This is a genomic window from Synechococcus sp. R55.7 (assembly GCF_047461955.1).
In the GTDB taxonomy this organism is placed as follows: domain Bacteria; phylum Cyanobacteriota; class Cyanobacteriia; order Thermostichales; family Thermostichaceae; genus Thermostichus.
In genome coordinates this window covers 1-10,506 of sequence record NZ_JANSIC010000084.1, presented here as the reverse complement: position 1 = coordinate 10,506, position 10,506 = coordinate 1, and the positions used below count along the sequence as shown (strand labels likewise).

Genomic DNA, 10,506 nt, shown 5'->3' with positions numbered 1-10,506 from the left:
GCTAAAAAAGTGTTAGGGACAGAGGGTTTTTGTTGATTGGGTTGCCGTTGGCGTTGTTAGGACGAAGTTCTTTGTAAGGTGCTTTGGGCTGAGGTTAACCACAATGTTGCGACTGTACGGGATCCCAACCTCCGGAAATTGCTACAAAGTGGAATTGCTCCTCAAGCAATTGGGGATCCCCTATGAGACGGTTGAAGTCAACTCCAGGGCCGGAGAAAACCGCCGCCCCGAGTACCTGGCCAAAAACCCCCTGGGCCAGATCCCGGCTTTGGAACTGGAAGATGGAACGGTCTTGGCCGAGTCCGCCGCGATCTTGGTCTACCTGGCAGAAGACACCCCCCTCTACGGCCAAAACAAGTTGGAACGGGCCGAGATTTTGAAGTGGTTGCTTTTTGAACAAACCCGCATTGCCCGCTACATCGCCACCACTCGCTTCTGGGTGCGGGCCGGCCAAGCAGAGGCCCATGCTGACGCGATCGCCCAGAACTTGAAATCTGGAACAGAGGCCTTGGAGATCATGGAAGGCCACCTGCAGGGGAAAGCATTTTTTGTGGGCAACCGCTACACCATCGCCGATCTCGCCCTTTTCACCTACACCCATGTGGCGGAGCAGGGCGGGTTTGACCTCAAGCCCTTTCCTCAGATCCGAGCCTGGTGTCAGCGGGTGAAAGAAACCGACCGCTTCTTCCCCCTACCCGGAGCATGAAACATTTTCTCCTAATTGCTGGCTCCCTCCATGCCCTCTAGCAACTGGCCCAGATACCAAATCTCGACCTCGCTGGCCACATCTCCCTCAGCCAAGAAGGGCGTGCCATCTTGGAAGTTGAGCGGCCCCTTGAAGAGCTGAATGCTGCCATTCCCCAAGCCAGCAATAAACTCCTCCAGCTTGGCCTTGTCTTCCGGCTTCAGGGCTTCTCCCATGATGAACCCTGCCGAAGACGTGTCCGGGTTGTTGATATCCGACCAGTCGATGGGCGGACGCAGGAATTGGCTCTCGAAGGTGCCCGCGCGAGCTGCCTCAATCAATTGCTTGTATCCTGGCCCCCAGTTGTAGTAGGAAACCCCCAGGCAAATTTCGGGCGCGAAGTTGCAACCGCTGGCCAGGCCGTAGTGGGTGTAGCGCACTCGCTTTCCGGCCTCAGCAGCCCGCTTGCCTTGTACCGCCGCCTCCGGCGTATCCAACCCTGACATCACCACATCAAAGCCGCTGTTGTAAAAGTCATCGGCAACCTTGCTTGGATCCAAAGTAACCCCTGGAATGTTGAACCAGAAGCCAATCCAGGTCACCCGGAACTGCAACTCTTCAGGACGATCTCGGTAAGTTTCCCAGCAGTATTTGGCCCCCAAGTAAGCAGCAGCAGCGTAACGGCGGGTTTCATCGTTGATCAGAGGCCCCAACAGGCCAATTTTGCCGGTTTCGGAGCCCAGGGCTGCAGCACAGCCAGCCACCATGCGCATCGCTTCCATCTGGGGCATGATGTTGGCCAAGTTGGGCAGATCGATGTAATTTTTCCCTTCCTTCCAGGCCATGTCCCCAGAAGCATGGATAACTGCGATCTCAGGATGCTTGCGGGCCGTTTCAATCGCATCGTCTTTGTGGTCATCGGAAGTAAAGATGATAACCTTCGCACCTCGGGCGATCATGTCATCCGCCACCTGGGAGGCGCGCACATTGGGCCGATCCGCCGGGTTCACCTTATCCAGGTAATCAAACTGGAGGCCGGGCAACTTGGCCTTGACGTATTCGCTGCCCTCCACATGGGCCTGGCTCCAGCCGCCATCCTGCATCGGCCCCACCAGCACCATGCCCACTTTGAAGGTCTCTTGCGCTGTTGTGGGGGTGGATCCCAGTAGAGCGGCGACTGCCAGGCCAATAGCCCAGCCTCTCGAGGGAGAAAAAGCGCGGGTAAGATTCCAGTTCACAGGCAGCTCCAACAGAACAGGGATCCAAAGCCGGAAGACTACATCCATCATCGGGATCCCGCTGCAGATCGCTGTATCTGAGAATACAAAAAGGCGCTTGGCAAACGACGTGGAAGCCAGCAGGGGCTCAGGGAGAAATTTATCGTTCCTTCAGTTCCCGCTGAATCTCCCGCTGGGTTTGCCGCTCTTTGATTGCCTGCCGCTTGTCGTGGAGCTTTTTGCCGCGGGCCACGCCCAGATGGGCTTTGATCCAGCCGCGGTTGAGCACCAGCTTGAGGGGAACCACGGTCAGGCCCTTTTGTTCCACCAAGCCCCGTAGGCGGTCGATCTCGCGGCGGTGCAGCAGCAACTTGCGGCGGCGGGTAGGGTCGTGGTTAAACACTTTGCTGGCGGTGTCATGGGGGGAGATGTGCAGATTGTGCAGCCATGCTTCCCCATCCCGAAAGAGGGCAAAAGCGTCTTGCAGGTTGGCTTTGCCCGCTCGTATCGATTTCACCTCTGTGCCGGTCAGTTGGATCCCGGCCTCATAGGTCTCCAAGATGTCGTACTCGAAGCGGGCGCGACGGTTGTCAACCAGGGTTTTGACGTTGGGATCCACAGCCATAGGCTTTCAGTAGACCAGAGGGCCTAACGAGAGGTCAGGGATCTCTCCAATTTTCGCACCGCCCGCCCAACCAAGCGCTCGGATTTGCCGCGCCAGAGAAAGCGAATGGGGGTACCGGTAAAGTCCAGGTTTTGCCGGAAGTGCTTTTCCAGGAAGCGGCGGTAGTTATCCTTAAACAAATCGGGATCGTTGACAAACAGAACAAAGGTGGGGGGCCGATCCGCCACCTGGGTGCCGTAGTAAATTCTGCCCTGCTTGCCCTGGCGGTTGGTGGGGGGCGATTGCCAGGCAAGAGCATCCTGGAGCACTTCGTTGACCACAGCGGTGGGAACCCGTTTGCGGTGGGCGGCCACCACGGTATTCACCTGCTCAAAGATTTTGTGGGTGCGTTGCCCGGTGAGGGCGCTGACAAACAGGAGCGGCGCCCATTCAATAAAGTAAAGCCTGTCGCGAATCTCGCGGGTGAACTCGTTGATGGTGTGGGTATCTTTGTTTTCTACTGCATCCCACTTGTTGACGACGACAACGCAGGCGCGGCCCTCTTCTTCGATGCGCCCGGCCAGCCTCTGATCCTGTTCGGTAACCCCCTCCAAAGCATCGATCACCAGCAGCACTGCATCCGAGCGCTGGATGGCCTTGAAGGCCCGGTTGATGCTGAAGAACTCAATGCCGTACTGCACGCGGTTTTTTTTGCGGATGCCGGCGGTATCGATGAGGCGATAGGGCTGCCCTTCCCAGGTGACCACGGTGTCGATGGCATCGCGGGTGGTGCCGGAAATGGGGCTGACGATGGCCCGCTCGGATCCTACCAGGCGGTTGAGCAGGCTGGATTTGCCGACGTTGGGCCGTCCCACAATCGAGACGGCGATGGGATCTGGCTCGCCTGCGGCTTCTGCGGTCACTTCGGGCAAGTGAGCCAGCACCGCCTCCAACAGCTCGGCTACCCCATTGCCATGGATGCCGGAACAGGGGATCGGATCCCCCAGCCCCAGCTCCCAAAAGGCTGCTGCCTGAGCCAGGCCCATCTGCCCCGACTCGCACTTGTTTACGGCCACCACCACCGGCAGGGGTTGTTTGCGCAGCCAATCGGCCACTTCTACATCGGCGGGTGTCAGTCCCTCTCGGCCATCCACCACGAAGATCACGGCCTGCGCCTCGGCCATGGCTGCCATCGCTTGCTGGCGAATGTGGGGCAGAAATTCGCTGTCGTCGCCAAAAACCAGGCCGCCGGTATCCACCACCCGCAAGCGGCGCCCGTTCCATTCCACCTCCTGGTACAGACGATCCCGGGTCACCCCAGGCTCATCATGCACAATGGCCGAACGCACCCCCGCCATGCGGTTGACGAGGGTAGATTTGCCCACGTTGGGGCGACCCACAATGGCCACAAGAGGTAGGGGCACTGTTGGCTCGTCGATAACTTGGGATATCTATCCTAGCTGTTCGGGATCCCGGATGCCCAAAGCCGCCAATCTCGATCATTGCTTTGGATGCAGGTCTGGCGGTAAGTTAGGTACCTATCCTCCCATCAGGCACCGGCTGTGCCCCTTCCCCATTCTTGCCATGAACCGCGCTCTCGTTCCCGCCCAGCGGCTGAACAAGCTGCCCGCCTATGTCTTCGCCCGCTTGGATGAGCTGAAGGCCCGCGCCCGCCAGCAGGGGTTGGATTTGATCGATCTGGGCATGGGCAACCCCGATGGTCCCACCCCACAGCCGGTGGTGGAGGCGGCGCAGGCGGCCATTGCGGATCCCGCCCACCACGGCTACCCGCCCTTTGAGGGCACGGCCAGCTTCCGCCAGGCGATCACGGATTGGTACTGGCGCCGCTACGGGGTGGAGCTGGATCCCAATGGAGAGGCGCTGCCTTTGCTGGGATCCAAAGAGGGGCTGACCCACCTGGCTCTGGCCTATGTGGATCCCGGAGATCTGGTGTTGGTGCCCAGCCCTGCCTATCCAGCCCATTTTCGCGGCCCCATGATTGCCGGCGGGCAGATCTACCCGATGATGCTGCGCCCGCAGAAGGGGTGGTTGATCGATCTGCAAGAAATACCGCCGGAAGTGGCCCAGCAAGCGCGGGTGCTCTACTTTAACTACCCCAACAACCCGACGGCGGCAGTTGCGCCCCGCTCTTTTTTTGAGGAGGTGGTGGAGTTTGCCCGCCGCTACGATCTCATCCTGGTGCACGACCTGTGCTATGCCGAGCTGGCTTTTGACGGCTACCGGCCCACCAGCCTGCTGCAGATCCCAGGCGCCAAGGACTTGGCGGTGGAGTTCCATACCCTTTCCAAAACCTACAACATGGCCGGTTGGCGGGTGGGATTTGTGGTGGGCAATCGCCAGATCATCCAGAGCTTGCGCACCCTGAAAACCAATCTCGACTACGGCATTTTTGCCGCCATCCAAAAGGCCGCCGAAACTGCCCTGCGCCTGCCGGATAGCTACCTGGAGCAGGTACAAGAGCGCTACCGCCGCCGGCGCGACTATCTGATCGGCCGCCTAGCGGAGTTGGGCTGGCGGATCGAGCCGCCACGGGCGACGATGTATCTCTGGATCCCTACCCCTCGCACTGCTGATGGCACCCCCGAGGGATCAACAGAGTTTGCCCTACGGGTTTTAGAGTACACCGGGGTGGTGGTGACTCCCGGCAGCGCTTTTGGAGAGGGAGGAGAGGGCTACGTGCGGATTAGCCTAATTGCCGATTGCGAGCGCATAGGTCAGGCTATCGATCGCTGGGCGGAAGCTGGGATCCGCTACTGCTGAGCCTCAGTCTTGCGGGAGTTGGTACTGCTCCACAATCCGCCGGGCAAAGGGGGGCACGTGCTGCTCCAACTTCTGGGGATAGTGGCGGCGCACGTAGAGGTAGTTGCGGGTGAAGTGGGAATCGATGGAGAAGCGGGCATATTCCAGGCCGCGCGGCCCAAAGCGCTGGATTGCCGCCCCCAAGAGGCGAGCCAGCCACATTGGCAAACTCAGGGCTTGGTCGTAGGCAGGGATCCCCTGCTGCACTGCCGCCCGCCGGGATCCCTGCGAGATCACCGGTTGGGTTTCCAGCTCCTCCCAGACTAAGTCCAACAGCTCTTGCCCCCGCTGATTGCGCACCAGCAGCCACTGCCAGCCCAAGGGGGATCCCATGTAGCCCACCACCAGATCTGCCAGAGCATTCACATAGTCAAAACAACTGAGGCAGGAGGGGGCAAACACGTCCTTGAGTTCTTTGGTCTTGAGGCCGAAGAAGGGCACCTTTTCCACCGAGCCATCTTCGTGTTTGAAGTGGATGTGGAAGTCTTGCATAAACTCGTAGTGCACCACCGTCTGTGGGGAGCGGCTGGTGGTTTCTAGAAACTTTTGCAGCCCGGCACGGCTGACATTGTCCACACAGGGCGTGCCCAACACGTACAGCTTCTCCAGGCCCAGTTTTTTTTCCACCGCCCGCAAAGCCTGAATTTGGCAGCCCACCCCGATCACCAATAGGCGCTTGAGGCCGCTTTGCTCCACCTGCTCCAACACAGACAAGTTGGGAGAAAGAGTTGGCTTGTTAACTCGCGCCGCCCAGACCGCTTCGGGGGTACGGGCCAGGATGGGCCGTGGCTGAAAGCGATCCCGCTCATCCGCCTGCACGCACACCACCCCTTCCACCAAGCCAGTGGTGAGGGCCTTCATGCCAATGCTGCTGACAATGCCCGTCCACTGGGCCCCCGGGATCGGATCCCGCTTGCGGGCTGTGTACATCGCCTCGTAGACACCGAAGTAATCGGTATCGGTGACGGCAAGGGATCCTGAGCGCAGCGATTCCCGGGATCGCCCGTGGGTCTGTTCTTCCAACTGGGTCAGTTGCTGGTCCAAGAAGGCACAGGCTTCTTTGACGTGGGCCACGTAGCGGGTATCGCAGAGGCCGCACTGGCTGCACAGCTCTTTGGCCGGATAGCGGCCGGAACGGATGGGCCGGGCTGGACGCGGTGAACGGGATCCCATGATTTCTAGTGTTTGCGTAAGCGGAATGGAGTCCAATGGATCTTTTGAGCTTTGCTATTTAAGCTTTCTTTGAGATCTAAAGACACAGGCACCTCAGGCGTTCGCAGCAACGGCAACCAAGGTGCTCTCTTCAGTTTGCGGCCAAAACGGCAGATAGCGGCAAAGAACTTCGAGGGATCCCTGCTAAAGGAGCGCAAAATTTCAGAGCCTCTATAGATTGCTGTAGCGTTCTTCGGCCCAGGGTTCACCGCCCATGTAGTAGCCGTTGCTCCCCCAAAAGCCCAGCTGATCTTAGGGGGGAAACTCCAGGCATATGGGTGAGGGATCAAAGTGCGCACCGGCCCTACCGGGAGCGGTTGTCCTTCCAGGGTATGAACCAGGTAGTTTTCGGGGCGGATGAACTCCTCCAGAGTCAGGTTGGTGGTGTAGCCGCCATAACAGTGTTGCATCACCGCCTTGGCCTCAGGAGCAATGGATACCAACTGCAACCCATCCGGGATCCACACCCCTGTCCAGTTGACATCCTCCATCTCCTTTCGGTACAACGCAAAGACTGGAGACACGGCACAGCTTGCCCACTGCTGTCGCCCCCATCCAGCCCCACCACTTGGCCGGTGTACTCCGTCATCCAAGGCTTGGTACTGCGCTGGAGTGGCCTTGAGGAGTTTGGCATCTCTGACCAGCGTGGGTGTATCTTATCGCAGGTCTAACAGGGCAAAAGCCGTCCTGGAAGGGCGGGGCTTTGGACCTAGCTTTTTGGTAAAGGTATGGGCTCTAGGGTGGAATCTTGTCCGTGACGGGCCTGTAGGATCGGGTCAACCGGGAACGAGGACTGGCGCTGCTTCAGGATCGGGGAGAATGGATCCCTGTTGGAGCCTGTGAATGGCTGCCGGGGATAGGGGAGAAGAGCCCGGAAGGAACTCCGTCCCGCTAACCCAAGCGGGTGAGGTTGATAAGGCCGACTCGTGGAACTGAGTTGAGCAATTTTGGGGTGCAGAGCGTGTTGTCGATGAACCTATGGAGTGCAGGGCTGTTGGGCCTTACCTTCAGCTCACCGGGAGAATTTGTCTTCCGCTTTCCCCCCGGCACCCCGCTGGTGGGAGGGCTGGGCCTACGCTGGTATGGCCTATTGATGGCAGTGGCCGTGTTGGTCGGCTTGATCTTGACCAAAGCGTTGGCAGAATCTCGTCATCTAGAGAAAGAGCCTGGCAAAGCCAGTGAACGAGTGGAGCTACTGGCCCTGTGGTTGGTAATATCTGGGTTTCTGGGCGCCCGCCTCTACTACGTCCTCACCCACTGGTCAGAGTTCCAAGACAACCCCCTCTCGGCCTTTGCCATTTGGCAGGGGGGTCTCATCATCCACGGTGGGGTGTTGGCCGGCGCGCTTGCCCTTTACCTCTATTGCCGCACCACCGGGATCAACGGCTGGAAGTACGCCGATGTGCTCACGCCGGGGTTGATTTTGGGCCAAGCCATCGGGCGCTGGGGCAACTTTTTCAACTCTGAGGCCTACGGTGCCCCTATTCCTCCCGACAGCCCTTGGCCGCTGCGGGTGTACATTCCTCCCCAAGCCCGCGAGCCGGAATACAGCCAATTTGAGTTTTTTCACCCCATCTTTTTTTACGAAAGCGTCCTCAACCTGCTTCTATTTGCCCTCTTGATGGGAATGTTCTGGCGCTTTCCCAAACTCAAAGATGGCACTTGGGTTTGGACCTATGTTGTCGGCTATAGCCTGATCCGCATCCCCTACGAAATCTTGCGCGTGTCGGCGGTGGCCTATCTGCCGGGAACTTCCATCAAAGCCGCCTATGTAGCCAGTGGCTTGGGCTTGGTGATCGGGATCGGCATGTTGATCTACATGTACCGGCTGCGCTTCGACCCCGATTTGGAACAACTGGCAGCGTGGTTATCGGAGCAAGCGGGATTAGCGCCAGAAGCAGCCCAAAACCTTCTGGAACGGGCTTGGGCTATTCAACAGAGACATCGCCGCGCCGACCTGTTGGATCGTGTCACCCTCGCCATGCCCCACTTTCCCGGCACCCTTGCCCCTCACCTGTCTCTTGGCCAACGGGAGCTGCTCATGCGGCAACTGTTTTGTCGCCTGGAAGGCAGGGATCCCTCTGAGGAAGGGCTGGCCCAAGCCAGTTAGTGCCGTGGCCATCAGGCTGAATCAGGGTCATTCCCTCACCCCCAAGGAGAAAGCAGGGCCAGGGAGCAAAACCTTTAGGCCAGCAGACCTCGGGCCAGCAAACCCGCCCCCCCTCCCATCAACACCAACAGCCAAGTGGGCTGGCGAAAGCGCATCAAGGCAATGAAGGCCGCTACCCCGATCCCCAAAGCCACCAGCGAAGCGGGAGTTGTTTGTTGTAGCAGCGCATTTTGGGCCAAGGGCACTGTAGCCGCAGCAACAGCCCCCAGAGCCGTTGGGGTAATTGCCTGCAGGGATCCCTTCACCCAAGCATTGTGCCGTATGCGCAACAGAACCGGAGCTGCCAGCAAAATAAAGGCAAAAGAAGGGGCAAAGATGGCCACTGTTGCCGTCAGGGCCCCCAGCACCCCTGCCACCTTGTAGCCGATAAAGGCTGCCGTCAGCACCACCGGGCCAGGAGTAAATTGCCCAATGGCCACCCCATCCAAGAACTCTGTCGGCGTCAACCAGCCCAACTGATCCACCACCTCGTCGGCGATGAAGGGGATGATCACCAGCCCTCCCCCGAAGATGGCGCCGCCTACTTTCAGGAAAAACAAGGTCAAAGGCCAGAAATAGGCACCAATCCGCTCCAGACCCCAAAAGCTGCTCAGGATAAGGGTTTCCGGTGGAACCGTGGCCACTACCGTCTGGGCCAACGTCAATACTGGCCAAGGGAGTAAAATCGGGATCCCCGATAGTGGGCCTTTTTTGGGCCCATACAGCAGCAGCCCCACCAGAGCCGCCAGCCCGAACAGCAACAGGATATTCACCCCCCCAATCAGCAGCAGGGCAAAGGCCGCCACCGCGATCAGCCCCTGGCTCCAATCCTTCACAGCTTTACGGCCCATTTTCCAGCAAAAGGCCAGGATAATGGCGATCACCACCGGGGCCACCCCAAAAAACATCCCCTCTAGCTGCGGCACCCCCTGAAAGCGAAAGTAAAGCCAAGAAAAAATCACCTCGATCACAAAAGCAGGGGCAATGAAGCAAATCCCCGCCAGCACCGCCCCCAACCAGCCTGCCCGCACATAGCCGACATAGATCCCCATCTGGGTAGAAGCTGGCCCTGGCAACATTTCACATAGGCCCACCCCTTCGGTAAATTGTTCCTGGCTCATCCAGCCCCGCCGGATCACCGCCTCATCGTGTTGCATGGCGATGTGGGCTTGGGGGCCGCCGAAACCCAGGGATCCCAGCCGCAGGAATACCACGGCAATCTCTTTCAGGCGCGTTGAAAGGGAGGGCAAGTTGTCGGGGGCGTTTTCCGGCCTGGGGAACTGACCGGGAGCAGACTCAGAAGACATGGGCAAAGCCCGGCAAGACAACCCCGCCTATCCTGCCATCTGTCCGGGATCCCTTCAAGAGGACAACACTCGCCCGTTTATCCTTTCACCCAAACTACCCCCTCAGGTCTTCAGGCTTCGCAACCACTCTTCCAGAGCGCGGATCGGCGCGGGATCCCGGTAGACGCGATCTTGACGTGCTTTCACCTGCTGGCCCATTTGCTCTCGCCACTCTGGATCCAAGCCCAACCGACTGGCAATCTGGACGTATTCATCGAGGTTATGAGCGATGGTATCGAGAATCCCCATCCGCTGCAGGATGGCGTAGGTGTGGCGGCCCCGCAGCAGGGATCCGGGCAAGGTGACGATGGGCAGCCCGTGGGGCAGGGCTTCCAGGGTGGTGTTGCCCCCTGACCAGCCGAGGCTATCCAGGTAAATATCCCCCAGGGCGTTGTAGGCGGCATATTCTGCAGGCGAGAGTTCCGGTAGGAGCACCACATACTCTTCGGCAGCTAGGTCATAGGCCTGAAAGG

General features: G+C 59.2%; 9 protein-coding genes and 1 pseudogene. 3 read left to right on the top strand and 7 right to left on the bottom strand.

Features of this window, described 5'->3' with window-relative positions; translation table 11 throughout:
- Positions 1-103 precede the first annotated feature (103 nt).
- Positions 104-706: a glutathione S-transferase family protein gene (locus NW820_RS06220; protein ID WP_414328838.1), complete on the top strand. Its 603-nt coding sequence runs from the start codon at positions 104-106 to the stop codon at positions 704-706.
- Between the two features lie 11 nt (positions 707-717).
- On the opposite strand, the gene NW820_RS06215 is transcribed toward NW820_RS06220, so the two are convergent.
- The 3 genes from NW820_RS06215 to der form a co-directional block, all read right to left on the bottom strand.
- Positions 718-1,971, bottom strand: a complete 1,254-nt coding sequence (locus NW820_RS06215; RefSeq protein WP_414406993.1) for a BMP family lipoprotein — start codon at positions 1,969-1,971, stop codon at positions 718-720.
- A gap of 91 nt (positions 1,972-2,062) precedes the next feature.
- Entirely contained in the window at positions 2,063-2,527 is a 465-nt protein-coding gene (gene smpB / locus NW820_RS06210; RefSeq protein ID WP_011432891.1) for an SsrA-binding protein SmpB, read from the bottom strand.
- A 23-nt stretch (positions 2,528-2,550) separates the two neighbouring features.
- Positions 2,551-3,930, bottom strand: coding sequence for a ribosome biogenesis GTPase Der (gene der, locus NW820_RS06205; protein ID WP_011432890.1), 1,380 nt, complete (start codon positions 3,928-3,930; stop codon positions 2,551-2,553).
- A gap of 160 nt (positions 3,931-4,090) precedes the next feature.
- Here der and NW820_RS06200 point away from each other — a divergent pair, with 160 nt between their 5' ends.
- The gene (locus NW820_RS06200; RefSeq protein ID WP_414406992.1) at positions 4,091-5,287 is read left to right on the top strand and encodes an aspartate aminotransferase; all 1,197 of its coding nucleotides are present in this window, start codon (positions 4,091-4,093) and stop codon (positions 5,285-5,287) included.
- 3 nt (positions 5,288-5,290) lie between these two features.
- On the opposite strand, the gene NW820_RS06195 is transcribed toward NW820_RS06200, so the two are convergent.
- Together NW820_RS06195 and NW820_RS06190 are read right to left on the bottom strand one after the other, a co-directional pair.
- The gene (locus tag NW820_RS06195) at positions 5,291-6,499 is read right to left on the bottom strand and encodes a Coenzyme F420 hydrogenase/dehydrogenase, beta subunit C-terminal domain (protein WP_414390782.1); all 1,209 of its coding nucleotides are present in this window, start codon (positions 6,497-6,499) and stop codon (positions 5,291-5,293) included.
- A gap of 5 nt (positions 6,500-6,504) precedes the next feature.
- The gene (locus tag NW820_RS06190) at positions 6,505-7,062 is read right to left on the bottom strand and encodes a molybdopterin-dependent oxidoreductase (RefSeq protein ID WP_414406991.1); all 558 of its coding nucleotides are present in this window, start codon (positions 7,060-7,062) and stop codon (positions 6,505-6,507) included.
- A 446-nt stretch (positions 7,063-7,508) separates the two neighbouring features.
- Between NW820_RS06190 and lgt the strand changes: the two genes are divergently transcribed.
- Positions 7,509-8,648 carry a prolipoprotein diacylglyceryl transferase gene (lgt, locus tag NW820_RS06185; RefSeq protein ID WP_414350359.1) on the top strand — a complete coding sequence of 380 codons (1,140 nt, stop codon included), beginning with the start codon at positions 7,509-7,511 and terminating at the stop codon, positions 8,646-8,648.
- A 74-nt stretch (positions 8,649-8,722) separates the two neighbouring features.
- Here the strand turns inward: lgt and chrA are convergent, their stop codons facing one another.
- Together chrA and NW820_RS06175 are read right to left on the bottom strand one after the other, a co-directional pair.
- Positions 8,723-9,994 carry a chromate efflux transporter gene (gene chrA, locus NW820_RS06180; protein WP_414406990.1) on the bottom strand — a complete coding sequence of 424 codons (1,272 nt, stop codon included), beginning with the start codon at positions 9,992-9,994 and terminating at the stop codon, positions 8,723-8,725.
- Between the two features lie 102 nt (positions 9,995-10,096).
- Positions 10,097-10,506 (bottom strand): annotated as a pseudogene (locus NW820_RS06175) (glycosyltransferase); the annotation flags it as partial.